Consider the following 24,093-nt stretch of genomic DNA (forward strand, 5'->3'; position numbering starts at 1 on the left):
TGTCCCGCGATCGGCTGCGCAGCAGTCGTAAACCCGACGCACCCGGCAATGCCTGACACACCGCATGCAGCGGTTTGCTGCCGCTTCGCGCCAGATCGCGAGCAAGCTCACTCCTACAGGGTCCGCAGGGTCCGCAGTGTCCGCAGTGTCCGCAGTGTCCGCAGTGTCCGCAGTGTCCGGAGAATACGCCGTAGACCACGAACCGTGCATAACCGTGCGCAGATTCCGAGCCTGGCCAAGAACGGTGTAGGAGTGAGCTTGCTCGCGATCGGCTGCGCAGCAGTCGTGAAACCCGACGCCTCGGTTATACCTGACACCCCGCATGCACCGGTTTGCTGCCGCTTCGCGCCAGATCGCGGGGCAAGCCACGCTCCTACAGGTTCATCCGCAGCGTGCGAAGAAATCGCGGCAGACCACGATCCTTGCATCACCGTGGGCGCATTCCGCCAACCCACGATCGGCGCATGGATGCTGCGGCAGACGACGATCAATGTAGGAGTGAGCTTGCTCGCGATCGGCTGCGCAGCAGTCGTGAAACCTGACGCCTCGGCAATGCCTGACACACCGCATGCAACGGTTTACTGCCGCTTCGCGCCAGATCGCGGGCAAGCGCGCTCCTACAGTGTCCGCAGTGTCCTCAGTGTCCTCAGTGTCCTCAGTGTCCGCAGCGTCCGAAGAAATCGCGGCAGACCACGATCCTTGCATCACCGTGGGCACATTCCGCCAACCCACGATCGGCGCATGGATGCTGCGGCAGACGACGATCAATGTAGGAGCGCGCTTGCCCGCGATCGGCTGCGCAGCAGTCGTGAAACCTGACGCCTCGGCAATGCCTGACACACCGCATGCACCGGTTTACTGCCGATTCGCGCCAGATCGCGAGCAAGCCACGCTCCTACAGGTTCATCCGCAGTGTCCGGCGAATTCGCCGGACGCTCGGCAGGTTCTACTTAACCTTCCTGAACACAAACACCAACCCCACCACGATCAGCACCATCCCCAGCATACTCATCAGCGCCAGGCGGTTGCCGTAGATCAGGTAGTCCATGATCGCGGTGACGCCGGGCACCAGATAAAACAGGCTGGTCACGTTGACCAGATTGCCCTGGGCGATCAGGCGATAGAGCAGGAACGTCGCCAGCACCGACACCACCAGCCCCATGTACAGCACCGGCACGTAAAAGCCGATGCTGTGCTCGAAATGAAAGGGCTGAAAGGGTACGAACACCGCGCAGACCACCGTCCCCGCAAGGTATTGCACCGGCAACGTGCCGAGGGGGTTGTCGGTGATGCGCTTCTGCATGATCGAGCCGCCGGTCATGCTCAACATGCCGAGCACCCCGAACGCCATGCCGGCAAGGGATCCGCCGTCGCCGATGCCTTGCCAGACCACCAGCACCAGACCCGCCAGCCCCAGACTCAGGCCGAACATGCGTGACGCCGAGCGACTGCGCTCGACCAGCACGGCCGTCAGAATCGGTTGCACACCCATGATCGTGGCCATGACGCCGGGCGCAACTTTCATGTCCAGCGCCAGCAGGTAGCAGATCTGATAAGCGCCCAGCAGCACAGCGCCCGTCATCAACGCGAAGCCCATCGACGCGCGGGTGGCGGGAAGCCTGTACCCCAAGGCCGGGATCAGAATCGCCAGCGCCCCCAGCGCCAGCAGGAAACGGAACAGCAGAAACGCAAACGGCGAGGCGTGGGTCAGGCCCCACTTGGAAACAATTGCGCCGCTGCTCCAGAGCAGGACGAAAAGCGTCGTCGTGGCCATCGAGGCCAAGGCTTTATGAGCGAACATGAGTCACCTGTGATTCAGACAAAATCGGACCCGGCACGAACCGGATTCACGGATGTTTTGCGGGCGTTGCAGGCTTCGGTCGACAGCGTTGACGCAGTCGATCAGCCGAGCACAACGACACCTGGCGGTGCAACGACGCACACGACAGGACTGTTCACAGGTGAGGGTGGCGGGTAACGCGTGATGAAGGCGATTTGCATGCAGCTGCACGGTTCCGCAACAGCGCGAGCCGTGGCGGATAAAGCGAACCGGGTGCTGGATGCAGGCATCGTGTTCATCTTCTGAAAGGGAATGACTCGATGTTGCCAGGTGTTACGGCAACGAGGCCGACTATAACCAGCCATCAGTGCATCATGCAATGTCATAACGCGACGTCGTGAATCGCCCTGATGCACAACTGCCAGAACAGCTTCTACCAGGACAGCTTCAGCTCAACGCCGAGGTAATTGCTGTCGTGCCCGCCGGCATCGCGCACGGACTGGCCGACGTCATAGTGAACCGCTTCGATCGCACCGCTCAGATTAGGGGTGAAGGCGTAGTCCGTGCGCACCTGCCCGTAAGCACCGGTCCAGCGACTGCCCTGCCCTGCGGTCCCGGCCACCGCGATGTTGGGCTGCACGTAAACGGCGTCTTCGGTGGTCTCCCGCCATTGCAGGCCGAGGGCCGTCTGAATGCTCAGCTTGGCGATGGGCTTGAGGGTAATCGACGGTTTGACGTGCAGGATGTTGGCGTAACCGGTGTAGCCCCCCAGCGAAAAATAATAGCCATTGGGGAACAGCGGATTGAACGTGCCCAACGTGCCATCGCCGTTGTTTCGGTCGCCCGAGGCCGCGTCCAGTTGCAGGCCCAGACGCGGCGTCCAGCTAACGTCGGCGAACGTGTAACCCGCGCGACTGCCCGCCGCCCAGGCGCGAATGCTTTTGGCGCCGACCGAACCGGTCTGCCCCATCGCTTCCAGGTCCCAGTCGTAACCATCGGCCGCGCCGCCAAGCCGCGCGTCAAAGATGTTCCGGTGTTCTGCGCCGCTGGCGTCCAGATAGCTGGCGTCGTCGCGTTCATACAGGCCGACGTAGGCCGAGAGCTCGTTACTGGCGCCGACAAGGCGCTCGGCGCGCAGCATGTGGAAGCGAAATTCGTGGTTCGAGCGATCGTCGAAGTGGCGCTCGTCCTGGTATTGCACCGGTCGGCTGGCGATCGCGATGAAGCGCCACAAACCGGTCTCCCAGTCGGCCCACAACGCATCGAACGACTGACGCACGTTGGGCCCGTCGCGGGAGGAAATAAAGCGCTGTAAGTCGAAGGCGAAATCCTGCCGCCCGACCCGCGCCTTGAACGTGTTGTCCCCCAGCTTCTTGGTGTATTCAAGAAACGCGAGGCGCAGGTCAGTGCGATTCTGATCAGCGCCGCCAAGGGTGGTTTTGTCGTAGGCGCGCACGTCTTCCAGCTGGGTGAACACGCGCCAGTTCTCGTTGAAGTGCAGATCGGCGTGGACCTGGAAGCGCTGCAGCAAATACCTGTCCCGGGCCACATTCCGTGTGCCGAAGGCGCTGGCGTCATTCATTTCAAAACGTTCGCGCAGGGTGCTGCCCAACGACAGATATGTCTGCGGATTATCCGAAGACAGCGGGATGTACTTCAGGCTGTCCAGCGGCGCTGTCCGGAGGGTCGGATTGGCCAGCACTGACCAATCCTCCTGCCAACGATTGGTCTTGATCGCCGGCCTGGTTGCAGCGTCGTCAGCACGGGCCGGACTGCTGGCCAGCGGCAACGCCAGGGCCAGGCATACACCGCTCAAACCTGAGGCGAATCGAGCACTCGCCATCGGTCAACCGGCCGCAGCGGTCTGATGAATTTCAGCGACGTAGCCGCCCGGAAATTCAACGACTGCCGCCGTACGCCCTGCGCTGGTGACAGGCTCGACAAGCACGTTCACGCCCGCCGCCCTGGCCTTGCTCAAGGTGTCCTGCAGGTTAGCGACTTCATAGCCGGTGGTGTCGTGGCCAAACGGATACGGCAGATGGCCGTCGGTGGCCAGCACGACCATTTTGCCGAACGGTGATTCGATGCGAATGCGGTGGAAGGTGGCATCGGCGCGACCGACTTCGATGCCCGGCGCTTTCTTCTCGTCGCTGATGACTTTGCCGTGGGAGAACGCGACGAAGGCTTTCACGAAAGCAGCGGCCCGGTCATCGGAGACGTAGACGCGGTTCTCGGGAATGGTCTGGAACGGCGGGTAACTCGGCACTTTGGTGTGCCAGTAAAGTTGCATGTTCACGCCACCTGGCCACTGCACGACGGCGTCGCGACCGATGGGGTCGGGGAAATCAGACACAATGACGTCGGCGCCGGCCTGACGGGCCTCTTTGATCGCCACGTCCATGTCCTTGACCAGATAGCCGTTGCGCTCATCGCCAAAGGGACGCGGGATCGGGGTCTTGAAACCGAACAGCGACACCGTGCCAACCGGCGTTTGAATCAGCTGGGAGGTCGTGCTGCTGGGCACCGGCAAAACGTTCACCACGACCTGAGGCGTGCTCTGCCCGCCGAATGTGGCGGTGAAGCTTTGAACGAAGCGATCCACGTCTGCGGGGGCCACGTACACATGGGTGGTGTCGTATTGCGGCGCAACGGCCACGGCGGCGGATTGGGCAAAAGCAACGGTCGGTGCAACCACGGCCGCCATCGGACCGGCCAGGCCGAACAGCGTGGCGGAAAGCATCAGGAATCTGGCGCGCATGAACATCGTCTCCGGGTAAAAGGGCTGAACGCAGGGTCCGCCGACTGGCCCGAAGAGGATTGAATAGACGTGCTATTTGCCGGTTATGCCCTTGTGCCCTGGTCGACTTGAAATCTGAGCCGGCTTGCTGGCGAAGGCGGTGTGTCAGCCAAGCACCATGTCAGATGCACTGACGCCTTCGCGGGCAAGCGCGCTCCTACAGTGGCATTACATCGTTCGCCTGCTTCGTGGTCGACACCCAATCCGGGCGCAAAAAAAACGCCGTCCCACTGAGTGGGACGGCGCTCGATGCAGGCGTCGCGTCAACCGAACAGCCAGTAACCCAGCAGCGTCAGCACGATCACCGCCAGCACCGGACGCAAGATGCGATAGGCCTTGGGGTTGGCGCGCTTGAACTGTTTGACCTTGCCGCTGAAGCTGTTGCTGAACCGCTTGCTGAACGCATACGCCTGATTGATTCCGCCGACGCGTTCGTCATCGGTGTTCTGCGGCGCGGTGGCTCGACCGAGAAACGCGCTGACGCGGCGGTTGACGGCGATCATGAAACGATTGCTCAGAGGCCGCTCGATGTCGCAGAACAGAATCACGCGGGTGACGTCGGTTTCGTTCTTCACCCAGTGCACGTAGGTTTCATCGAACATCACGTCGTCACCGTCGCGCCAGGCGTAGACCTGACCGTCGACGAAGATGCGGCAATCGTCGGAATTCGGCGTGGACAGGCCCAAGTGATAACGCAGAGAGCCGGCGAACGGGTCGCGGTGCGGGTTCAAGTGGCTGCCACCGGGCAACAAAGCGAACATCGCGCCTTTGACGTTGGGAATGCGGCTGACCAGTTCCACCGTCTTTGGGCACAACGCCTCGGCGGATGGCAGCGGTTTGTCGTACCACTTCAGGTAGAAACGCTTCCAGCCCTTCTTGAAGAACGAACCGAAACCCGCGTCGTTGTCCTTGGCGGCGGCACGGATGTAGCCTTCGTCGAACAGGTGCATGGCTTCGTCGCGGATGGTTTCCCAGTTGTCGCGCAGCACATCGAGTTCTGGAAACTTGCTGCGGTCCAGGTACGGCTTGGACGGCACGCTGGAGAACAGGTACATCAAAGCGTTATACGGGGCGAACAGTGCGGAGTGATTCACGAACTGGCGCAATACCGGCAAACGCGCCTTGCCGCGCAGATGCACGTACAGCGTGCTGCCGACAAACAGCAGCAGAATCGCCGCTTTGACAGCAAAAGAAAGGGTCATGAAACTCTCCTCGGAACAGGCAAAAATCTGGCGGCACGATAAAAACGATTGTGGGAGCGTGGCTTGTCCCGCGATCTGCCGGAAACCGGCAGCAAACCCTAGCGATGCGTTGCAATTGACACACCGTGTTAGCAGAAATCACGACGACTGCGTCGCCGATCGCGGGACAAGCCACGCTCCTACATGAATCCACAGCACGCGTCGTGCGGATTCTAGTGCAACACAAAACCCGCCGGATGAGCTGGGACAATCTTCCGGCGGGTTTCGAATGGCGGCCATCATAAGCCTTAGTCCGCCGGGTAAAAAGCCGAAGCGGCCGCCGACACGACTATTGGGTCAGCTCGCGTTCAGTAAACAGGTCGCTGAAGAGCATGCTCGACAGGTAGCGCTCACCCGAATCCGGCAGTACCACCACGATCGTCTTGCCCTGCATTTCCGGCTTCTCGGCCAGACGCACCGCTGCGTGCATGGCCGCGCCGCAGGAGATACCGCACAGAATCCCCTCCTCCTGCATCAGCCGCAGGGCCATGGCCTTGGCTTCTTCATCACTGACCAGCTCGACGCGGTCGACAATCGAGAGGTCGAGGTTTTTCGGAATGAAACCCGCGCCAATGCCCTGAATCTTGTGGGGGCTGGGTTTGATCTCTTCGCCGGCCATCGCCTGGGTGATGATCGGCGAGCCCATGGGTTCGACAGCCACCGAGATAATCGGCTTGCCCATGGCGTTTTTAATGTAGCGCGAGACACCGGTGATCGTGCCGCCGGTGCCGACGCCCGCGACCAGCACGTCGATGGCGCCGTCGGTGTCGTTCCAGATTTCCGGGCCGGTGGTCTTCTCGTGAATGGCCGGGTTGGCCGGGTTCTCGAACTGCGCCGGCATGAAGTACGTGGAGGGATCGCTGGCGAGCAGCTCTTCGGCCTTGGCGATGGAGCCTTTCATGCCCTGCGCCGGCTCGGTGAGTACCAATTCCGCGCCCAGGGCCTTGAGCACCTTGCGCCGCTCTATACTCATCGAGGCCGGCATGGTCAGGGTCAGCTTGTAGCCACGGGCTGCGGCGACAAACGCCAGACCGATGCCGGTGTTACCGGAAGTGGGTTCAACGATGGTCATGCCAGGCTTGAGTCTGCCGCTGCTTTCAGCGTCCCAGATCATGTTCGCGCCGATCCGGCACTTCACGGAATAGCCCGGATTACGCCCCTCGATCTTCGCCAGGATGGTGACCCCGCGCGGCGCGATGCGGTTGATCTGCACCAGTGGCGTGTTGCCGATGGAATGGGCGTTATCTGCGTAAATACGGCTCATGACCGGGTCCTTGTGCAGGTTTGGAAAAGCTCAAAGCCTATGCCTTGAGCCGGTGCAACGTCCAGTCGAAGCGAACCGATCACATCGCCAGCAGTCAACAAAACTACGTCACTGAAGGGTGTAAACATGAAACGTCGTTACAGCTGGCCGTTATGGACAATTGTTGGCTTGGTGGTGCTGCTGATCGCAGTCCACATCGCACTGCCCTACGTGGTACGCAATTACCTCAATGAAAAACTCGCCGACATGGGCGACTACCGCGGTCAGGTCACCGATGTGGACCTGGCGCTGTGGCGCGGGGCATACCGAATCAACGGCCTGAAAATCGTCAAGGTCGACGGCAAAGTGCCGGTGCCGTTGCTGAATGCGCCGGTCATCGACATTGCTGTCAGTTGGCATTCGCTCTGGTACGACCATGCCGTGGTCGCCGAGGTCGCGTTCGCCAGCCCCGAACTCAACTTCGTCGACGGTGGCCCGGACAAGCGCCAGTCCCAGACCGGTGCGGGAACTGACTGGCGCGCTCAGTTGAACAAGCTGCTGCCGATCACCCTCAACGAGATGCGCATTCAGGACGGCAAGATCACCTTTAACAACTTCAACTCGACGCCGAAGGTGAAAATCGACGCCGACAGCATCAACGCCAGCATCTTTAACCTGACCAACGTCGAAGACAAAGCCGGCAAGCGCGATGCCCGCTTCGAGGGCAAGGCCATGCTGCTGGGGCACGCGCCACTGGAAAGCACCGCGACCTTCGACCCGTTCAGCCTGGAGGACTTCGACTTCAAGCTGCGCGCGACCGGTATCCAGCTCAAGCGCCTGAACGACTTCGCGTCGGCGTATGGGAAATTCGATTTCAACGCAGGCGATGGCGATGTGGTCATCGAAGCCCAGGCCACCAATGGCCAGCTCAGTGGCTACATCAAGCCCCTGCTGCGTAATGTCGATGTATTCGACTGGCAGCAGGACGTCGAGAACCAGAACAAAGGCTTCTTCCGCTCGATCTGGGAAGCCGTGGTCGGCGGAAGCGAAACAGTGCTCAAGAACCAGGGGAAGAATCAATTTGCCACCCGCGTCGAACTGAGCGGCAGTGTCCACAAGCAGGACATTAACGCGTTCGAAGCGTTTCTGCAGATCCTGCGCAATGCTTTCGTAAAGGCGTTCAACACACGCTATGACAGCGGCAAGAGCGAGGCGAAATAAACGCAGCGTTTTGACGGGCGCATCCCTGTAGGAGTGAACTTGCTCGCGAAGCGTTTAGTCAGCGACGACCTCGATCGCTGACACGCCTCCCACGCGAGTCAGCTCACTCGCCCCCTTCGCCTGTCCCCTTGTCGACGCCGCTCGCCTTGTCAACGGCGCTCCCTTTATCAACTCCATAGCCCGCACGCTTCTCGGCCAGCAACACGCCGTTGCCTGACTGATTCTGCAACGCATCCCACCCAAGACACGCCAGCGCCAACGTGCGCGGTGCCGCCTCGCTGCCGTTGGTGTAGCGGGTGATGCTGCGCGTACTGACGCCCAGCGCTTCGGCCGCCATTGCCAGCGGCAAACCGGTGCGCGCACGCCAGCCGATGAATATCCGCGTGTTCTCGTCGGTGGCGGCCTGGGCCTTGGCGTCCAGATACAGGGTGTCGGCGCCGATCTGGATATCAGGCTCGGCCCACTCGACGGTCCAGCCGTCGTCGCCGATCTGCGCCTGCATGAATATGTCCGGATCACTGAGCGGTTGCAGTCCCGGAAATGCAGCGATGTCGCCGCTCAGGTCGAGAACGTATTTCATGTCGTTGATAAATGTCAGCGCCAGTTTTTGATGAGCCAGCGCCTCTACGGTCTTGAGGCGTGGACGTTTCATGGATGCCATCGTTTCCATTCCTCCAGCAATTCTGTTTGGTGGGCCCTTACCCATTCGAGCGCCTCCCTGATTACGGCGGCCGGGGCGTGGCCGAGCATGGGTTCAACCCACTGCAGACAGATCAGCACATCCAGCCCGCCACCAGTCAGGTGTACGTGGGGCGGCAGGTGATCCTTTTCCCGCAGTTGAATTCTGTATTTGTCCCTGAATCTGTATTTGGTCGACATGCGCAGGAAGGTATCGCTATTTTGGCGATACCTCAATGGTGGTTACAATTTTCTTCCCGGTCAGACCGTGACGCTCCATTCAGATACTGAATAAAGCGTCTGCGTTCACAGTGGCGCGGGGTGCGCGGTATAGTCGCTGCACTCTTTGCGCCCTATCTTGCGCGGTTAAGGCCAACGGCCTGTTCGCGCTGTTCGAGGATTTTCCCGATGAAATTCGAAGGCACCCACGCCTACGTCGCCACCGACGATCTGAAGCTTGCGGTCAATGCCGCCATCACCCTGGAGCGCCCGCTGCTGGTCAAGGGCGAGCCTGGTACCGGCAAGACCATGCTCGCCGAGCAACTGGCCGAATCCTTCGGCGCGCGGCTGATCACCTGGCACATCAAGTCGACCACCAAGGCGCATCAGGGCCTCTATGAGTACGACGCGGTCAGCCGCCTGCGCGACTCGCAACTGGGCGTCGACAAAGTCCACGACGTGCGCAACTACCTGAAGAAAGGCAAGCTCTGGGAAGCCTTTGAATCCGAAGAGCGGGTGATTCTGCTGATCGACGAGATCGACAAGGCGGACATTGAGTTCCCCAACGACCTGCTTCAAGAACTCGACAAAATGGAGTTCTACGTTTACGAGATCGACGAGACGATCAAGGCCAAAAAGCGTCCGATCATCATCATTACGTCCAACAACGAAAAAGAGCTGCCGGACGCTTTCCTGCGCCGCTGCTTCTTTCACTACATCGCGTTCCCCGACCGAAGCACGCTGCAGAAGATAGTCGATGTGCACTATCCGAACATCAAGAAGGATCTGGTCAGCGAAGCGCTGGACGTGTTCTTCGACGTGCGCAAGGTCCCGGGCCTGAAGAAAAAACCCTCGACGTCCGAGCTGGTGGACTGGCTGAAACTGCTGATGGCCGACAACATCGGCGAAGCCGTGCTGCGCGAGCGCGACCCCACTAAAGCCATCCCGCCGCTGGCCGGTGCGCTGGTCAAGAACGAGCAGGACGTGCATCTCCTTGAACGCCTGGCGTTCATGAGTCGTCGCGGCAATCGCTGAGCCTTTTTTGGTCAAGCTCATTTAGATCAAGGGCGGGACGCCGATTATGTTGCTCAATCTGTTCAACGAAATGCGCGCAGCCAAAGTGCCGGTTTCGTTGCGTGAACTGCTCGACCTCATCAACGCGCTGAAGCAGCGCGTGACGTTCGCCGACATGGACGAGTTCTATTACCTGTCGCGCACGATTCTGGTAAAGGACGAGCGCCATTTCGACAAGTTCGACCGGGCGTTCGGTGCGTATTTCAACGGCCTGGAAAAGCTCGACGATCACCTGCAGGCGCTGATTCCCGAGGATTGGCTGCGCAAGGAGTTCGAGCGCTCGCTGACGGCTGAGGAACGCGCGCAGATCCAGTCCCTGGGTGGCCTGGACAAATTGATCGAAGAATTCAAGAAGCGCCTGGAAGAGCAAAAGGAGCGCCACGCCGGCGGCAATAAATGGATCGGCACCGGCGGCACCAGCCCGTTCGGCTCAGGCGGTTACAACCCCGAGGGGATTCGGGTGGGCGACGCGGGCCAGCGTCAGGGCAAGGCCGCCAAGGTCTGGGATCAGCGCGAGTACAAGAACCTCGACGACGGGGTTGAACTGGGCACGCGCAACATCAAAGTGGCCCTGCGGCGCCTGCGCAAATTCGCGCGACAGGGCGCGGCGGACGAACTGGACATCGACGGCACGATCGACCACACCGCCCGCGACGCCGGCCTGCTGAACATCCAGATGCGGCCCGAACGCCGAAACACCATCAAGCTGTTGCTGCTGTTCGACATCGGCGGCTCGATGGACGCCCACGTGAAGACCTGCGAAGAACTGTTCTCGGCCTGCAAGACCGAGTTCAAGCACATGGAGTATTTCTACTTCCATAACTTCGTTTACGAATCGGTGTGGAAGAACAACCAGCGCCGCACCTCCGAGCGCACCGCCACCCAGGACCTGCTGCATAAATACGGCGCGGATTACAAAGTCATCTTCATCGGCGACGCCGCCATGGCGCCCTACGAAATCACCCAACCGGGCGGCAGTGTCGAGCATTGGAATGAAGAAGCGGGTTACGTCTGGATGCAACGGTTCATGGCCAAATTCAAGAAGATCATCTGGATCAATCCGTACCCCAAAGACGCCTGGGCCTACACCACCTCCACCAACATCGTGCGGGACTTGATCGAAGACCAGATGTACCCGCTGACTTTGCGCGGGTTGGAGGAAGGGATGCGGTATCTGGCGAAGTAATGCTGAGACCGTAGGAGCGTGGCTTGTCCCGCGATCGGCGACGCAGTCGTCGTAAAACCGGATTGTGGCGTCCATCACGCGGAACGCATTTCCGAATTGCTGCCGGTTCCCGGCAGATCGCGGGACAAGCCACGCTCCTACAGCGGACGGCGGACGAGATCCTGGAACTCCACCTGGTCCCGATGCGCCACGTCCTGCACCACTGCCCTCATGCGCACCACACTCCCCGGCAGTTTCTGCGCCAGCCGCGCCAGTGACAGCGGCGTCAGCGCGCCGAGCCTTGGATAGCCGCCGATGGTCTGGCGGTCGTTGAGCAGGATGATCGGCTGGCCGTCCGGCGGGACCTGAATCGCGCCCAGCGGAATGCCTTCGGAGATCATCGGTTTGCCCTGATAAACCAGCTCCGGCCCCAGTAGGCGCATGCCCATTCGGTCGGCGCGGCTGTCGAGGGTCCAGTCGCTGTTGAACGCATCGAACAGGCTCAAGCCGCTGAACTGGCCGATCTGTGCGCCCAGCACCACGTCCAGCGGACGCTGATCGGAAAAGTCGGGAATGAGGTGATCGGGTAACGCGTGAAGCTCAAATGACGCCCCTGAATAAGTCAGTTGATCGCCTTCAGCCAGCGCTTTACCGCTTCCTTCGAGCCCGCCCAGCCCTTCGCGTGTGACGGTGGCGCAGCTGCCGAGCACATCGAGCGCCGCAAATCCGCCGGGCGCAGCGAGATAGGCGCGAGCACCGGTGATGGGCCGGGTAAAACGTAGCTGCTGGCCATTGCGCACGAAAAAGCTGCGCCACGGCGCAATCGGTCGTTCATCGAGCATGGCGCCCAGATCAGCACCGGCCAGCGCCAGGCAGCAGTCGGATTCGGCCAGCAGCGTCAGGCCGCCCAAAGTCACTTCGATAACGGCAGCGTTCAGCGGGTTATTCAGCAGCTTGTTGGCCCACGACATCGACACCCAGTCCAGCGCCCCGCCTTGGGTGACGCCGAGGTGTCGCACGCCAAACCGGCCCGCGTCCTGCAACAGGCACAGCGGTGTGCTGCTTTTTACCGTCAACGCGCTCATGCCAGGCCCTCCAGCGGCGTGTCGTCGCCGCCCAGACGAATAAACTCGGCGTGATCAACGGCGGCAAACCGCACCGTATCGCCGGGCTGCATCAGGCTGTAGCCGTCGATTTCGCGATCAAACAGTTTGGCCGGTGTACGCCCAAGGATATTCCAGCCGCCGGGGGACTCCAGTGGATAGGCCGCCGTTTGCCGTTCAGCGATGCCGACGCTTCCCGCTGCTACGCGCTTGCGGGGTGTCTTGATGCGCGGCGCGGCGAGGACTTCCTCCACCAGCCCCATGAATGCGAATCCCGGCGCGAAGCCCAGGGCGAAGACTTGATACTCGCGCTGGCTGTGGCGGCGAATCACCTCGTCCACCGACACCCCGCTTCGCTTCGATAGCAGGCTTAACTCGGGCCCGACGCTGAGGTCATACCAGACCGGCAACACATGCTGCCGACCGCTTTTGGCTGCGTCGGGTGCAAGGTCGGTCAGCGCATCGGTAATGATTGCCCGAGCCTGTGTCGGACTCAGCGCCAACAGATCGTAATGCACCATCAGCGTGGTGTAGGACGGCACCAGATCAATCAACTGCGCAGCGAAACCTTCGCGCAGCCGCAACGTCGCGGCGAGCATCCACGGCATATTTGCCTCGTCGATGGCGTCGAACAGGCGGACCATCAGGCAATCGATGGCGACGACTTCGATGCGCAGGTTCACGGGGCAGACGGCCCGGCGTCAGCGCTGTTCAATGCCTGACGAATGCGCTGGACCGCGTCGATGGAGCTGGCGTTGTCGCCATGCACGCACAAGGTGTGGGGGTGGAGTCGCAGCTCGCTGCCATCGCTGGCGATCAAAGCTTCGCCCCGGGACAAGGTCATGGCCTGGGCGATGATGACTTCCGAATCGTGATGCACGGCGCCGGGAAGGTTGCGCGAGACCAGACGCCCCACGCTGTCGTAGGCCCGGTCGGCAAAGGCCTCGAACCACAGCGTCACGCCGAATTCATCGGCAATGGCCTGCGCCGCCGCGTTGTCGCGCATGGCCAGCAGCATCAGCGGCAGTTCCGGGTTGTAGCGGGCGATGGCTTCGATGACGGCGCGCAGTTGCGTCGGGTTGGCCATCATGTCGTTGTACATCGCGCCGTGGGGTTTGACGTAGCTGACGTGGCTGCCCTGGGCGCGGCAAACACCGTCGAGCGCGCCGATCTGGTAATGCAGCAGGTCTTGGATTTCTTGCGGCGAACAGGCCATTGAGCGACGGCCGAAACCCACCAGGTCGGGGTAAGCCGGGTGCGCGCCAATGGTGACGTCGTTGGCCAGCGCCAGCGCGACGGTCTTGCGCATGACGCTCGGGTCCCCGGCGTGGAAGCCGCAGGCGATGTTGGCGCAATCGATGTAGGGCATGACCTCGGCATCCAGACCCATGGTCCAGGCGCCGTAGCTTTCGCCGATATCACAATTCAATAACAGGCGGCTCAAAGGCGTGACTCCTGTGCGAACGAAACGGGGAGAAGGTCGAGTGTACGCGCGGGGTTGTCAGGTTGGCAGCGCGGGGACACAGGGCTGTGCGTTGGGGGCATTCTTCGGCGCGAATGGCCGAAGCGTCCAACTAATAAAAGCGCGGGGGGAGGATAAGAAAAAGTGAACGGTGCGGGGGATCTTCACTGACCGGGACGGCCCCTTCCCGGCTGAAGCCGGTCCCACTGGGTGCGCGGCGTGTCAGGAAGCCCCAATGGGCACGCGCGGTCTTTAGTGGGACCGGCTTTAGCCGGGAAGGCGTCAGCGAGACCACTGCTCAATCAAGCAAATGCCGGCAACTCGCCTCAGCGCCAGTCGCGACCCACAGACCGCACGTGATGCCGGCCCACAAACACCCAATCAATGAACACCACAATACTTTCGATGACCAGCGAAAACAGCAGCGCGCACAGCAGGCCCCAGCCCATCACTTCCGGCGACAGCAGCACCTGCCAGGTGTAGCCATTCCAGGTTTCGGTGCGGATGTTGGTGTCCGCGTCCGTCAGCACATGCCAGGCGCGGGCATACCACGGCCCTTGCAGCGCGAGCCATTCGCGGTCAAGGGTCTGATTGCGGGTGAGCAGATTATTGATGTTGTCGGCGTCGGCGCGGAACACAGGGTCGTCGCTGCTGCGGTAATGCTGGATCAGCGCCTGCACGTCGCCATTGAAGAACCGCTGGGCAGTCTCGTTATAGCCGCGCAGGCTTTGCTGCGCTTCCAGCATGTGCGCTTCGACGCGCTTGCTGTAATCGCTGATGAAGCCTGGAATCTGCACGCCTATCAACAGGCCTGCGGTGAACAACACCAGTCGTATATAGCTGCGCAGCATAGATCCCTCTCTTTCAGGCCGAGCCTTCGGCAACGCATTCGCCGCGGCGCCAAAGACTCCAGTGACCCGGCTCGTAGCGATTCCAGGTCTCGTTTTCGGTCAGCGGCTCGGTGGCAATCACCGTCACCACGTCGTTGGGCGTGGTTTCCGCCTGGAAATCGACGATGACGTCGACGTCCTTCAGGCGCGCCGGCCCGAAAGGGGCGCGGCGAGTGATGTGCACCAGCTTGGTCGAACAGTAGCAAAACAGCCAGTCGCCATCACTGAGCAGCGCGTTGAACACACCTTTGCTGCGGTATTCGTTGCAGGCCTCGACGAGAGTCGGCAGCAGTTGCTCGATTTCGACGGGCTCGGGAAACACTTCACGGACCCGGTTGAGCAGATCGCAGAACGCCGCTTCGCTGTCGGTATCGCCCACCGGCCGATAGAAAGTGGCGCCGGGGTGAAAATCCGCGAGCTGACCGTTGTGGGCGAAACACCAGTTGCGCCCCCACAGTTCGCGGACGAAGGGATGGGTGTTGGACAGGCAGACCTTGCCGACGTTGGCCTGACGAATGTGGCCGATGACCACTTCGCTCTTGATGGGGTAACGCTGAACCAGTTGCGCGACTTCGGACTCGCTGCTCGCGGCAGGATCTTGAAACAGGCGCAGGCCACGGCCTTCATAGAAACCGATGCCCCAACCGTCGCGGTGCGGACCGGTACGACCACCGCGCTGCATCAGCCCGGTGAAGCTGAACACGATGTCCGTCGGTACGTTGGCACTCATGCCCAGAAGTTCACACATGCTCAGGTCTCGGTGCGTTGAAGCACGCGTCCGGGAGGATGCCGGTCACGATCACAGTTTGGGTTCGACGCGATAGCGGCCGCTTGGCCCCGGCGTTGACGCAGCCACTGGCGTTGAAGCGGGCGACTGACTGGCAAAGCGCCCTGCCCCTTGATCGGCATAAGGCTCGTCGTGTTCCCTTTGCTCGGCGGCGGCCTGTGCAGCGGCAGCTTCGGCGTGGGCCAGACGGGCTTTTTTCTTGCGCAGGAACGGCAAGCGGATCAAGGCGAAGATGAGGTAGAGGCCCAGGGCGATGGCGCCGTAGGTGGCGAGATCGAGCACGGCGCGCCAGACGTTGTTGCCGACTTTCAGCGCCAGATCCAGCACGCTGATCGCCAGCGCCGGGGCGTATTGGTCCTTGGCCGGATCGACGATTGTCGGGCAGAACAACAGCACGGCGCCGATCACGCGCAAGGGTTCGCGCAGGTAGCGCCACATCCAGCCGGTCAGCTTGAACCACACCAACAGACAGCCCAACGCAGCGAACGCGTAAAGGCCCCAGGCAATCAGATAGTCGTTGTCGGTCATGACGTCCGTGGTAAGGCAGGTAAAGAGGCGCTTATGATAACGACTTTTCACCAGCCCGGCTTCCCCGGCTTCAGTTATCGGTCTGTCGTATGTCCAGCATCGGGCAGCGCGACCGATCCTTTTCAGATGAGCCCACGTGAGAGAGCCCAGCATGCCTTCCTCCCCACACACCTCCAGCGCCCCCGTCGCCCGCAAGGCTGACGGCGCCGACCCGTACGCTTGGCTGCAGAACCGCGACACCGATGAAGTGCTCGATTACCTCAAGGCCGAAAACGCCTGGCAGGAACAGCAGCTCGCCGACCTGCAGCCGTTGCGCGAAACCCTGTTTCAGGAAATCAAGGGCCGCATCCTCGAAACCGACCTGTCGCTGCCCTCCCCCTGGGGCCCGTATCTGTATTACACCCGCACCACCGAGGGCGACGAGTACGCGCGTCACTACCGCTGCCCGCGTCCGGCCGATGACTCCCAGACTATCGACGAAAGCGCTGAGGAGCTGTTGCTCGACCCGAACGAACTGGCCGGCGGTGGCTTCTTCTCCCTCGGCGCGTTCAGCATCAGCCCCGACCATCAGCGCCTGGCCTACAGCCTCGACACCAGCGGCGAGGAGGTTTATCAGCTGTACGTCAAAGAGCTGAGCAGCGGCGCGGTCAGCAGCCTGCCGTTCGAAGACTGCGACGGCAGCATGACCTGGGCCAACGACAGCCAGACGCTGTTCTTCGGCGAACTGGACGACACCCATCGTCCGCACAAGCTGTATCGCCATACGCTGGGGGAAGCATCTGCCGAGCTGGTGTTCAGCGAGCCGGACGGGCGCTTCTTCCTGCATTGCTACCGCAGCAGCTCGGAGCGGCAGTTGATCGTGGGGCTGGACAGCAAGACCACCAGCGAGGCCTGGGTGCTGGACGCCGACACACCCACGCAGACGTTCGTGTGCATGGCGCCGCGCAGTGAGGGGCACGAATACTCTGTGGACCACGGCCTGATCGAGGGCAAGTGGAGCTGGGTCATCCGCAGCAATCAGGACGGCATCAACTTTGCGCTGTACCACGCGCTTGAAAAAGCCAAGGGCATCCCGGAGCGGGGCGACTGGCAGAACCTGATTGCCCACAGCGAGACGGTCATGCTCGACGGCTTCAGCCTCAACGCCAAAGGCCTGACCTTGAGCCTGCGCGAAGGCGGCCTGCCGATCGTCGAAGTGCATCCGCAGGGTCTGCCGGCGTATCGCGTGCAACTGCCGGATGCGGCGTACAACCTGTATGTGCAGGACACCCTTGAATTCGAGAGCGACAAGATTCGCCTGCGCTATCAATCGCTGAATCGTCCGCCGCAGGTGCGGCAATTGTCGCTGGCCACCGGGGAACAGGTCGTACTCAAGGAAACGCCCGTACTGGGTGTGTTCGACGCCGATGCCTACGTCAGCCAGCGGTTGTGGGCGACGGCCGCCGACGGTACGCAAGTGCCGATCAGCCTGGTGGTCAAGCGCGAACTGGTCGGTCAGACCGTTCCGCTGTATCTGTACGGCTATGGCGCGTACGGCGAAAGCCTGGACCCTTGGTTTTCCCATGCGCGGCTGAGCCTGCTCGATCGCGGCATCGCTTTTGCCATCGCCCATGTGCGCGGCGGCGGTGAGCTGGGCGAAGCCTGGTACCGCAACGGCAAGCAGGAGCACAAGCAAAACACCTTCAGCGACTTTATCGCCTGCGCCGAACACTTGATCGCGGAGCGCATCACCACTGCCGAGCAGTTGGTCATAAGCGGTGGCAGCGCCGGTGGCCTGTTGATCGGCGCGGTGGTCAATCAGCGTCCCGAGCTGTTCAAGGCGGCCATCGCTGAAGTGCCGTTCGTCGATGTGCTGAACACCATGCTCGACCCCGATCTGCCGCTGACCGTCACCGAGTACGACGAGTGGGGCAACCCGCAAGAGCCGGACGTCCATGCGCGGATCAAGGCCTACGCGCCTTATGAAAATGTCACCGCGCAGCAGTATCCGGCCATGCTGGTGATCGCGGGCTATAACGACAGTCGCGTGCAGTATTGGGAAGCGGCCAAGTGGGTGGCGAAACTGCGGGATCTGAAAACCGACGATAACCTGCTGCTGCTCAAGACCGAATTGGGCGCAGGCCATGGTGGCATGAGCGGGCGGTATCAGGGACTACGTGACGTAGCACTCGAATACGGATTTATTCTGAAAGTGCTGAACATGGCCTGACGAAATCTGCGCCGCCGTTGGGTCACATTTGAAGCTCCGAACGCGTGAAGTCCGGGGCTCTTCGAAGGCGGTCCAGCGTTTCAAGCACTCCTTCAAAACATTCAACAAGAACTGGCCATGTCTACATTACTCAACAAAGAAATACGCGACATGCTGATGGACTGCGGTCTGTTCATCGCCCTGACGCCTGCAGAATTTGCCGCGGCTGCGGGATACTTCAGCATCAGCAACATTGACAAAGGTGACGTGATCTTCAACGAGGGCGACGCGGGCACGTTCATGTGCATCATTCATTCGGGCACGGTCTCGGTGCAGAAGCTCAACAGCGACGGCCACCCTGTGGAGACCGCCATTCTGCGCAGCGGCAGAGCGTTTGGCGAAATGGCGGTGCTGGACGGCGAACGCCGCTCGGCCACGTGCGTGGCCGCGTCCTCGTGCGATTTGTTGAACCTGGGCAAGGACTCCCTGGACAAGATGCTCAACGAGGCGCCGAAGGTGGCGGCGAAGATCATCCGCACGATTGCAGTCGCGATGTCGAAGCGGCTGCGCATGATGGACGGTCAGGTGGTGGCGCAACAGGATTGAGAGTGTCGAGGTGAGTCAGGGATTGGGCTTGGCCGACGGCTGCAAGCCCGGCAATGGCTCATCGTCCTTCGGCGGACCTGGCTGGGGAATCTTCGGCAATAATGGCGGGTTGCCCTGCCCGCCTGCATGAGGAACGGCCGGCGGTGCCACTTGGGGGTAGGGTGTTGGCGTTGCGGTGCCGGGCGAACCGGCGGACGCCGCGATGGGCTCGGGCGTGGTCAGAACAGGTTGCAGGCTCTCGGCAGACGCTTGCGACACGCCGAGCACAGTGATGACAATCGTCAGTAGAATGGAGCACTTCATCGTTGGCCTCCCCTGCCAATCTTTCGCTTATCGCTCAGGCTACTCCTGCGCAACGCATCGCGCTCTGACAAATTGCGCTGCATGCGGCCCTACCCTTTTGACGAGTTATCCATGAAACGTTTTGTTCTGCTCGACACCACTCCGATCCCCGATAACGGCGGCGCCTTGTGCCTGTTCGAGTACGGCGAAGATTTTGTCATCAAGATTCAGGGCGGCGACGGCGGCCAGTTGATGAACACGCGCATGCACGGCTCCGAAGACGCCCTGGCCGAAATCCCCTGCAAGAAGGTCGCGTCCCGGCTCAACCCGCGGGTGCTGATCGGCGGGCTGGGCATGGGCTTCACCCTCGCGTCGGCGCTCAAGCACCTGGGCAAGAACGGCGAAGTGGTGGTCGCCGAGCTGGTGCCCGGCGTCGTCGAGTGGAACCGCGGCGCGCTGGGCGAGAAATCGGGCAATCCGCTGCAGGACCCGCGCGCCAAAGTGGTGGTGCAAGACGTCGCTCAGGTACTCAAGGCCGAACCCCAGGGCTTTGACGCGATCATGCTCGACGTCGACAACGGCCCTGAAGGCCTGACGCAAAAGTCCAACAGCTGGTTGTACTCGACCGGTGGTCTTGCGGCCTGCGCCAGCGCATTGCGCCCCAAAGGCGTGCTGGCCGTGTGGTCCGCCAGCGCTGACGCGGCCTTCAGCGACAAACTGCGCAAGGCCGGTTTCAAAGCCGAAGAGGTCAAGGTCTACGCCCACGGCAACAAAGGCACACGGCACACCATCTGGATCGCTGAAAAACTCAAGGGCTGATCGACGGGCAAAGCGCTAGACTTGCCTGCATTGCTCTCCATCGCCAACAGAACATGAAACAGGTGACGCCATGAGTTCGGCCAATACGCCAACCAACACTTCCAAACTGGACCGCATCCTCGCCGACAACCAACGTGACCGCGAAATGGGTTACCGCGACAAAGCCCTGCGCATGTACCCGCACGTCTGCGGCCGCTGTGCCCGGGAATTCGCCGGCAAACGCCTCAGCGAGTTGACTGTTCACCACCGCGACCACAACCACGACAACAATCCCCAGGACGGCTCCAACTGGGAACTGCTGTGCCTGTACTGCCACGACAACGAACACTCGCGTTACACCGATCAGCAATACTTCTCGGAAAGCTCGACCAGCAGCCCGAAAACCGCCAAGGCCACTCACAATCCGTTCGCTGCGCTGGCGGGGTTGATGAAGAAGGACGAGTAGAACCACCTGTTTAATCCATTCGTATGCCGACGCGCGAATGGAAGGCGGATTGTAGGAGCCGGCTTGCTGGCGAACCGGTTGATTCAGTGACCAGAATATCGACCGACACCCCGCGTTCGCCAGCAAGCCGGCTCCTACGGATTTCAGTGTGCCGTATACTCCCGCGCTTTCTCTGATGAGCACCCTCCCCCGTGGCCAACAAACGCTATGCCTGCATCGGCTTGTTCAATCCCAAATCCCCGGAAAACGTCGGTTCGGTGATGCGCGCAGCGGGCTGCTATGGCGTAGCGTCGGTGTTCTACACCGGCAAGCGCTACGAGCGTGCCCGTGATTTCGTCACCGACACCAAGAAGATCCACCAGGACATTCCGCTGATCGGCATTGATGACCTGCGCAAGATCATCCCGCTGGGCTGCGTGCCGGTGGCCGTCGAATTGGTCGAGGGCGCACGGGCGCTGCCGGAGTACACCCACCCTGACCGGGCGATCTATATCTTCGGGCCGGAAGACGGCTCGCTGGATAAAGAGATCCGCGACTGGTGCGAAGACGTGGTGTACATCCCCACGACGGGCTGCATGAACCTCGCCGCGACGGTCAACGTCGTGCTTTATGACCGCATGGCCAAAGGCATCAACACCCGCTCAGGCCCGCAGTTCGGACGGGAAACCGATCGCACCTGACGTCCGGGCGCTGATAAAACGCATTGAACAGTTTGCTCTGGTGACAGTCAGTTTTAAGGACCCTACCCTTCACGGAGAACGCATCATGAGCGACACCCCGATCATTGAACGCATCGAACGACCTTTGCACGACTACCCGGAGCAGAACGTACAGGGCTGGGAGCGCATCGGCTCGCTGGCAGGTGGTGTACTGATGATGGGCAAAGGCCTACGCCGCGGCGGGATCTTTGGTCTGGTGCAACTGGCAATCGGCGGCGCCGTTCTGGCCCGTGGCATCACCGGCCACTGCTCGGCCAAGGCGCTGATCGACAAAAGCCGCAGCGAGATGGACGTGGCCCGTTCGCGCATCGAAGAAGCCGGCGCCGAACTGAGCAAGCTGAAGACCAAGGCTGAAGTGGCTGTAGAAGATGCTGTCGACACCGGCGTCGACGCGTTGAAAGGTCCGAAAGGCGTCTGATCGACGCAGCATTGCAAGCTAGCTCGTGACGGCTGAACCGACAGCCTCACGAGCTTTTTGCTTTAGCCCGCACGAAAAATCAGGTAATCCTCCCAGTCGTCCTCGGGCACGCTGCCTTCGCTGAGCATGCGTCCGGACTGAGAAATACGCTGCTTGTGAACCTGTTCCCGATCCCCGCACACCAGATGGTGCCAGAGGGGCAGGTCCTTGCCCTCGCTGACCAGCCGATAGCCACAGGTGGGCGGCAGCCATTTGAATTCGTCAGCTTTTCCAGGCGTCAGCTGAATGCAGTCCGGGACCTGGGCCCGGCGATTCGGGTAATCAGTGCAGGCGCAGCTGTTCAGATCCAGCAGTTTGCAGGCGATGCGCGTGTAATAAACGCTGCCGTCGTCCTCGTCTTCGAGCTTTTGCAGGCAGCACAAACCGCAGCCGTCACACAGCGACTCCCACTCGACTGCATCAAGCTGCTCGAGGGTTTTGCGTATCCAGAAGGGTTCTACGATGGCGGCCATGGTTCTCGCGAAGCTGTGGGGCAATGAAAGGCCGCCAGTCTAGAGGTACACGTCCGCTGGGCCAAGCACGGGCGACTGTCGGTACGACGCGTGCATGAGGCCGGACATGCTTTGGCGGGGTAATGCGGCAGGCTTGTCAGCAGCGAGGCGGCGCAGTAGCGTTAGACCATCGCAGGCAGCGCAACCAATGCCCGCGCCGCACCCATGCCCCTTTTCGACGATGCCTGCCGTCCACGGCCCATCTGAATGTTCACGCTGCCTGCCGCTGGCGGACGGTTTATCTCCCTTTCAGGATCGCATCCATGAGCACCAATCCCCGTGTTGCCGAGTACGCCATCGACCCGCAATTCATCGAGCGCTGGTCGCCGCGCGCGTTCAGCGGCGAGAGCATCCCGCAGGAAACCCTGCTGAGCTTTTTTGAAGCGGCCCGCTGGGCGCCTTCTGCGTACAACTCACAGCCTTGGCGTTTTCTCTACGCGCGCCGTGACACACCCAACTGGGAGCGCTTTCTCGGCCTGCTGAATGAATTCAATCGTGGCTGGGCGCAGCATGCCTCGGCGCTGGTGATCATTATTTCCAAAACCACCTTCACCGCCCCCGGCGCGACTGAAGAAACACCGGCGCTGTGGCACACCTTCGACACGGGTTCGGCATGGGGATATCTGGCGCTGCAGGCGAGCGTCAGCGGCTGGCATACCCACGGCATGGCGGGTTTCGATCAGGAATTGACGCGCGCCACACTGAAGATTCCGGAGGATTACGCGGTGCATGCGGCCGTGGCGATCGGCAAGCTGGGGGATAAATCGACGCTGGCCGAATACCTTCAGGCTCGGGAAACGCCGAGCCCGCGTCGGCCGCTGGCTGAGCTGGCGGCTGAGGGGGATTTCAGTTTGTAAGGGCTGGACGCTGGGTTTCAGTGGGACCGGCTTTAGCCGGTCCCACAAGGACAGGATTCAATATCCCTTGGCGAAGTCCACTTCTCCGCGCAACGCCTCACCGGCCGCATAGGCCTTGAGGTTGTCCACGAACAGCTGGGTCATCGCCGGCGGCGAAGTCGGCGCCGAGCTGTGACCGGTGAGCAACAGCCCCCACGCCGTCCAGAATGGGTGACGCTGGGGCAGCGGCTCCTGCCGGCAGACATCAATAACCGCCCCCGCCAGATGCCCTTCCTTCAGCGCTTCGACGAGATCCGCATCCACCACCGCCGTGCCCCGGCCGACGTTGATGAACAACGCCGTAGGCTTGAAGCGGGCAAACAGTTTGGCGTTGTAGAGATCCTGGGTCTGCGGCGTGTTGGGCAGCAGGTTGATGACGAAATCGACCTCGGCCACCAGACGCGGCAGGTCCTCCAGCGCAGCCACTTCAACGAATGGCGCTTCGGCCCGCGCGCTCGACGCTATGCCGTAGACCTCGACGCCAAACGGCACGAGGAACTGGGCGACGTGCCGGCCGATGTCGCCCGTACCGACGATCAACGCTTTGCGCCCCGAGAGGCTACGGCCCATGCGATTGTCCCACTTGCGCTCGACCTGACTGACCAACCGCGCCAGCACCTCACGCTCGTGCACCAGCATGTAGGTCAGCACGAACTCGGCCATCACCTGACCGAAGATGCCGACGGCGCGGGTCAGTCGATAATCGCGGTACAGCCCGTCAGCCAGCAGCGGGGTAATGCCGGCCCAGGTCGATTGCAGCCATTTCGGTTTGTGGCCCTGGCGCAGTAGATTGGCCAGCAGGTCAGGCTGGCCGAGCCAGATCGGCGCCTCGGCGGCCATTTTTGACAGTTCGGCGGAGTTGCCGCTGCTCAACACTTCGATCTCGGGGGCCGTCTGGCGGAGCAGTTCGGTGTAAACGGGGTAATCGTGTTCGGCGATCAGAACGCGCATGGCTTCAAAACTCGAATAAACGGGGCATGC

26 protein-coding genes are annotated in these 24,093 nt (G+C 61.5%); 10 read left to right on the forward strand and 16 right to left on the reverse strand.

Features of this window, described 5'->3' with window-relative positions; translation table 11 throughout:
- Positions 1–946: 946 nt before the first annotated feature.
- The 5 genes from ACQKEN_RS04325 to cysK all read right to left on the reverse strand — a co-directional run bounded on the left by ACQKEN_RS04325 (position 947) and on the right by cysK (position 7,082).
- Positions 947–1,801, reverse strand: coding sequence for a DMT family transporter (locus ACQKEN_RS04325; protein WP_427683938.1), 855 nt, complete (start codon positions 1,799–1,801; stop codon positions 947–949).
- A gap of 412 nt (positions 1,802–2,213) precedes the next feature.
- Positions 2,214–3,623, reverse strand: coding sequence for an alginate export family protein (locus ACQKEN_RS04330; RefSeq protein ID WP_427683940.1), 1,410 nt, complete (start codon positions 3,621–3,623; stop codon positions 2,214–2,216).
- A gap of 3 nt (positions 3,624–3,626) precedes the next feature.
- Positions 3,627–4,484, reverse strand: a complete 858-nt coding sequence (locus tag ACQKEN_RS04335) for a glyoxalase (RefSeq protein ID WP_427684244.1) — start codon at positions 4,482–4,484, stop codon at positions 3,627–3,629.
- 356 nt (positions 4,485–4,840) lie between these two features.
- Positions 4,841–5,779: an aspartyl/asparaginyl beta-hydroxylase domain-containing protein gene (locus ACQKEN_RS04340; RefSeq protein WP_074890626.1), complete on the reverse strand. Its 939-nt coding sequence runs from the start codon at positions 5,777–5,779 to the stop codon at positions 4,841–4,843.
- A gap of 328 nt (positions 5,780–6,107) precedes the next feature.
- Positions 6,108–7,082: a cysteine synthase A gene (gene cysK / locus ACQKEN_RS04345; RefSeq protein WP_427683942.1), complete on the reverse strand. Its 975-nt coding sequence runs from the start codon at positions 7,080–7,082 to the stop codon at positions 6,108–6,110.
- Between the two features lie 126 nt (positions 7,083–7,208).
- Between cysK and ACQKEN_RS04350 the strand changes: the two genes are divergently transcribed.
- Entirely contained in the window at positions 7,209–8,282 is a 1,074-nt protein-coding gene (locus ACQKEN_RS04350; protein WP_427683944.1) for a DUF748 domain-containing protein, read from the forward strand.
- A 103-nt stretch (positions 8,283–8,385) separates the two neighbouring features.
- Here the strand turns inward: ACQKEN_RS04350 and ACQKEN_RS04355 are convergent, their stop codons facing one another.
- Positions 8,386–8,934 carry a hypothetical protein gene (locus ACQKEN_RS04355; protein ID WP_427683946.1) on the reverse strand — a complete coding sequence of 183 codons (549 nt, stop codon included), beginning with the start codon at positions 8,932–8,934 and terminating at the stop codon, positions 8,386–8,388.
- On the reverse strand, positions 8,931–9,161 hold the full coding sequence (locus ACQKEN_RS04360) for a DUF4160 domain-containing protein (RefSeq protein WP_427683948.1): 231 nt from the start codon (positions 9,159–9,161) through the stop codon (positions 8,931–8,933). The genes ACQKEN_RS04355 and ACQKEN_RS04360 overlap by 4 nt, the downstream gene beginning before the upstream one ends.
- A 207-nt stretch (positions 9,162–9,368) precedes the next feature.
- Between ACQKEN_RS04360 and ACQKEN_RS04365 the strand changes: the two genes are divergently transcribed.
- Together ACQKEN_RS04365 and ACQKEN_RS04370 are read left to right on the forward strand one after the other, a co-directional pair.
- Complete coding sequence (locus tag ACQKEN_RS04365) at positions 9,369–10,214, forward strand: AAA family ATPase (protein ID WP_074890636.1); 846 nt, start codon at positions 9,369–9,371, stop codon at positions 10,212–10,214.
- A 46-nt stretch (positions 10,215–10,260) separates the two neighbouring features.
- Entirely contained in the window at positions 10,261–11,439 is a 1,179-nt protein-coding gene (locus ACQKEN_RS04370) for a vWA domain-containing protein (RefSeq protein ID WP_427683950.1), read from the forward strand.
- Between the two features lie 137 nt (positions 11,440–11,576).
- Here the strand turns inward: ACQKEN_RS04370 and ACQKEN_RS04375 are convergent, their stop codons facing one another.
- From ACQKEN_RS04375 to ACQKEN_RS04400, 6 genes are all read right to left on the reverse strand, one after another.
- Positions 11,577–12,503: a biotin-dependent carboxyltransferase family protein gene (locus ACQKEN_RS04375; protein ID WP_427683952.1), complete on the reverse strand. Its 927-nt coding sequence runs from the start codon at positions 12,501–12,503 to the stop codon at positions 11,577–11,579.
- Positions 12,500–13,204, reverse strand: coding sequence for a 5-oxoprolinase subunit B family protein (locus ACQKEN_RS04380; RefSeq protein ID WP_427683954.1), 705 nt, complete (start codon positions 13,202–13,204; stop codon positions 12,500–12,502). Before ACQKEN_RS04380 ends, ACQKEN_RS04375 begins: the two co-directional genes overlap by 4 nt.
- Entirely contained in the window at positions 13,201–13,965 is a 765-nt protein-coding gene (locus tag ACQKEN_RS04385; RefSeq protein ID WP_427683956.1) for a 5-oxoprolinase subunit PxpA, read from the reverse strand. Before ACQKEN_RS04385 ends, ACQKEN_RS04380 begins: the two co-directional genes overlap by 4 nt.
- Positions 13,966–14,309: 344 nt before the next feature.
- Entirely contained in the window at positions 14,310–14,834 is a 525-nt protein-coding gene (locus ACQKEN_RS04390) for a DUF2937 family protein (RefSeq protein ID WP_427683958.1), read from the reverse strand.
- 13 nt (positions 14,835–14,847) lie between these two features.
- Positions 14,848–15,621 (reverse strand): class II glutamine amidotransferase, encoded by a 774-nt coding sequence (locus ACQKEN_RS04395; RefSeq protein WP_427683960.1) that lies wholly within the window; start codon positions 15,619–15,621, stop codon positions 14,848–14,850.
- Between the two features lie 51 nt (positions 15,622–15,672).
- Complete coding sequence (locus ACQKEN_RS04400) at positions 15,673–16,188, reverse strand: MFS transporter (RefSeq protein WP_427683962.1); 516 nt, start codon at positions 16,186–16,188, stop codon at positions 15,673–15,675.
- A 151-nt stretch (positions 16,189–16,339) separates the two neighbouring features.
- Here ACQKEN_RS04400 and ACQKEN_RS04405 point away from each other — a divergent pair, with 151 nt between their 5' ends.
- Together ACQKEN_RS04405 and ACQKEN_RS04410 are read left to right on the forward strand one after the other, a co-directional pair.
- Positions 16,340–18,397, forward strand: coding sequence for a S9 family peptidase (locus ACQKEN_RS04405; RefSeq protein WP_427683964.1), 2,058 nt, complete (start codon positions 16,340–16,342; stop codon positions 18,395–18,397).
- 117 nt (positions 18,398–18,514) lie between these two features.
- The gene (locus ACQKEN_RS04410) at positions 18,515–18,982 is read left to right on the forward strand and encodes a Crp/Fnr family transcriptional regulator (RefSeq protein ID WP_427683966.1); all 468 of its coding nucleotides are present in this window, start codon (positions 18,515–18,517) and stop codon (positions 18,980–18,982) included.
- A gap of 15 nt (positions 18,983–18,997) precedes the next feature.
- On the opposite strand, the gene ACQKEN_RS04415 is transcribed toward ACQKEN_RS04410, so the two are convergent.
- Positions 18,998–19,285, reverse strand: a complete 288-nt coding sequence (locus ACQKEN_RS04415) for a hypothetical protein (protein WP_427683967.1) — start codon at positions 19,283–19,285, stop codon at positions 18,998–19,000.
- A 111-nt stretch (positions 19,286–19,396) separates the two neighbouring features.
- Here ACQKEN_RS04415 and ACQKEN_RS04420 point away from each other — a divergent pair, with 111 nt between their 5' ends.
- The 4 genes from ACQKEN_RS04420 (at position 19,397) to ACQKEN_RS04435 (ending at position 21,665) form a co-directional block, all read left to right on the forward strand.
- The gene (locus ACQKEN_RS04420; RefSeq protein WP_427683969.1) at positions 19,397–20,083 is read left to right on the forward strand and encodes a spermidine synthase; all 687 of its coding nucleotides are present in this window, start codon (positions 19,397–19,399) and stop codon (positions 20,081–20,083) included.
- Positions 20,084–20,153: 70 nt separating this feature from the next.
- Positions 20,154–20,528 carry a YajD family HNH nuclease gene (locus ACQKEN_RS04425; RefSeq protein ID WP_133773052.1) on the forward strand — a complete coding sequence of 125 codons (375 nt, stop codon included), beginning with the start codon at positions 20,154–20,156 and terminating at the stop codon, positions 20,526–20,528.
- Positions 20,529–20,719: 191 nt separating this feature from the next.
- Entirely contained in the window at positions 20,720–21,208 is a 489-nt protein-coding gene (locus ACQKEN_RS04430; RefSeq protein ID WP_065986778.1) for an RNA methyltransferase, read from the forward strand.
- An 85-nt stretch (positions 21,209–21,293) separates the two neighbouring features.
- On the forward strand, positions 21,294–21,665 hold the full coding sequence (locus tag ACQKEN_RS04435) for a YgaP family membrane protein (protein WP_108122086.1): 372 nt from the start codon (positions 21,294–21,296) through the stop codon (positions 21,663–21,665).
- Positions 21,666–21,727: 62 nt separating this feature from the next.
- On the opposite strand, the gene ACQKEN_RS04440 is transcribed toward ACQKEN_RS04435, so the two are convergent.
- Positions 21,728–22,177 (reverse strand): YcgN family cysteine cluster protein, encoded by a 450-nt coding sequence (locus tag ACQKEN_RS04440; RefSeq protein WP_427683972.1) that lies wholly within the window; start codon positions 22,175–22,177, stop codon positions 21,728–21,730.
- A gap of 302 nt (positions 22,178–22,479) precedes the next feature.
- Here ACQKEN_RS04440 and ACQKEN_RS04445 point away from each other — a divergent pair, with 302 nt between their 5' ends.
- Positions 22,480–23,073: a nitroreductase family protein gene (locus ACQKEN_RS04445; protein ID WP_427683974.1), complete on the forward strand. Its 594-nt coding sequence runs from the start codon at positions 22,480–22,482 to the stop codon at positions 23,071–23,073.
- 57 nt (positions 23,074–23,130) lie between these two features.
- On the opposite strand, the gene ACQKEN_RS04450 is transcribed toward ACQKEN_RS04445, so the two are convergent.
- On the reverse strand, positions 23,131–24,063 hold the full coding sequence (locus tag ACQKEN_RS04450) for a D-2-hydroxyacid dehydrogenase (RefSeq protein WP_427683976.1): 933 nt from the start codon (positions 24,061–24,063) through the stop codon (positions 23,131–23,133).
- Positions 24,064–24,093: the final 30 nt, after the last annotated feature.

The organism is Pseudomonas sp. NPDC078416, from assembly GCF_050268485.1.
Lineage (GTDB): Bacteria > Pseudomonadota > Gammaproteobacteria > Pseudomonadales > Pseudomonadaceae > Aquipseudomonas.

What these genes read in the sequence shown, in the direction of transcription:
- ACQKEN_RS04350 (WP_427683944.1), top strand. Translation starts at nt 7,209, where the DNA reads ATGAAACGTCGTTACAGCTGGCCGTTATGGACAATTGTTGGCTTGGTG.
- ACQKEN_RS04450 (WP_427683976.1), bottom strand. Translation starts at nt 24,063, where the DNA reads ATGCGCGTTCTGATCGCCGAACACGATTACCCCGTTTACACCGAACTG.
- cysK (WP_427683942.1), bottom strand. Translation starts at nt 7,082, where the DNA reads ATGAGCCGTATTTACGCAGATAACGCCCATTCCATCGGCAACACGCCA.
- ACQKEN_RS04370 (WP_427683950.1), top strand. Translation starts at nt 10,261, where the DNA reads ATGTTGCTCAATCTGTTCAACGAAATGCGCGCAGCCAAAGTGCCGGTT.
- ACQKEN_RS04365 (WP_074890636.1), top strand. Translation starts at nt 9,369, where the DNA reads ATGAAATTCGAAGGCACCCACGCCTACGTCGCCACCGACGATCTGAAG.
- ACQKEN_RS04410 (WP_427683966.1), top strand. Translation starts at nt 18,515, where the DNA reads ATGTCTACATTACTCAACAAAGAAATACGCGACATGCTGATGGACTGC.
- ACQKEN_RS04415 (WP_427683967.1), bottom strand. Translation starts at nt 19,285, where the DNA reads ATGAAGTGCTCCATTCTACTGACGATTGTCATCACTGTGCTCGGCGTG.
- ACQKEN_RS04390 (WP_427683958.1), bottom strand. Translation starts at nt 14,834, where the DNA reads ATGCTGCGCAGCTATATACGACTGGTGTTGTTCACCGCAGGCCTGTTG.
- ACQKEN_RS04325 (WP_427683938.1), bottom strand. Translation starts at nt 1,801, where the DNA reads ATGTTCGCTCATAAAGCCTTGGCCTCGATGGCCACGACGACGCTTTTC.
- ACQKEN_RS04425 (WP_133773052.1), top strand. Translation starts at nt 20,154, where the DNA reads ATGAGTTCGGCCAATACGCCAACCAACACTTCCAAACTGGACCGCATC.
- ACQKEN_RS04375 (WP_427683952.1), bottom strand. Translation starts at nt 12,503, where the DNA reads ATGAGCGCGTTGACGGTAAAAAGCAGCACACCGCTGTGCCTGTTGCAG.
- ACQKEN_RS04340 (WP_074890626.1), bottom strand. Translation starts at nt 5,779, where the DNA reads ATGACCCTTTCTTTTGCTGTCAAAGCGGCGATTCTGCTGCTGTTTGTC.
- ACQKEN_RS04435 (WP_108122086.1), top strand. Translation starts at nt 21,294, where the DNA reads ATGAGCGACACCCCGATCATTGAACGCATCGAACGACCTTTGCACGAC.
- ACQKEN_RS04330 (WP_427683940.1), bottom strand. Translation starts at nt 3,623, where the DNA reads ATGGCGAGTGCTCGATTCGCCTCAGGTTTGAGCGGTGTATGCCTGGCC.
- ACQKEN_RS04445 (WP_427683974.1), top strand. Translation starts at nt 22,480, where the DNA reads ATGAGCACCAATCCCCGTGTTGCCGAGTACGCCATCGACCCGCAATTC.
- ACQKEN_RS04335 (WP_427684244.1), bottom strand. Translation starts at nt 4,484, where the DNA reads ATGGCGGCCGTGGTTGCACCGACCGTTGCTTTTGCCCAATCCGCCGCC.
- ACQKEN_RS04360 (WP_427683948.1), bottom strand. Translation starts at nt 9,161, where the DNA reads ATGTCGACCAAATACAGATTCAGGGACAAATACAGAATTCAACTGCGG.
- ACQKEN_RS04420 (WP_427683969.1), top strand. Translation starts at nt 19,397, where the DNA reads ATGAAACGTTTTGTTCTGCTCGACACCACTCCGATCCCCGATAACGGC.
- ACQKEN_RS04395 (WP_427683960.1), bottom strand. Translation starts at nt 15,621, where the DNA reads ATGTGTGAACTTCTGGGCATGAGTGCCAACGTACCGACGGACATCGTG.
- ACQKEN_RS04400 (WP_427683962.1), bottom strand. Translation starts at nt 16,188, where the DNA reads ATGACCGACAACGACTATCTGATTGCCTGGGGCCTTTACGCGTTCGCT.
- ACQKEN_RS04440 (WP_427683972.1), bottom strand. Translation starts at nt 22,177, where the DNA reads ATGGCCGCCATCGTAGAACCCTTCTGGATACGCAAAACCCTCGAGCAG.
- ACQKEN_RS04355 (WP_427683946.1), bottom strand. Translation starts at nt 8,934, where the DNA reads ATGAAACGTCCACGCCTCAAGACCGTAGAGGCGCTGGCTCATCAAAAA.
- ACQKEN_RS04405 (WP_427683964.1), top strand. Translation starts at nt 16,340, where the DNA reads ATGCCTTCCTCCCCACACACCTCCAGCGCCCCCGTCGCCCGCAAGGCT.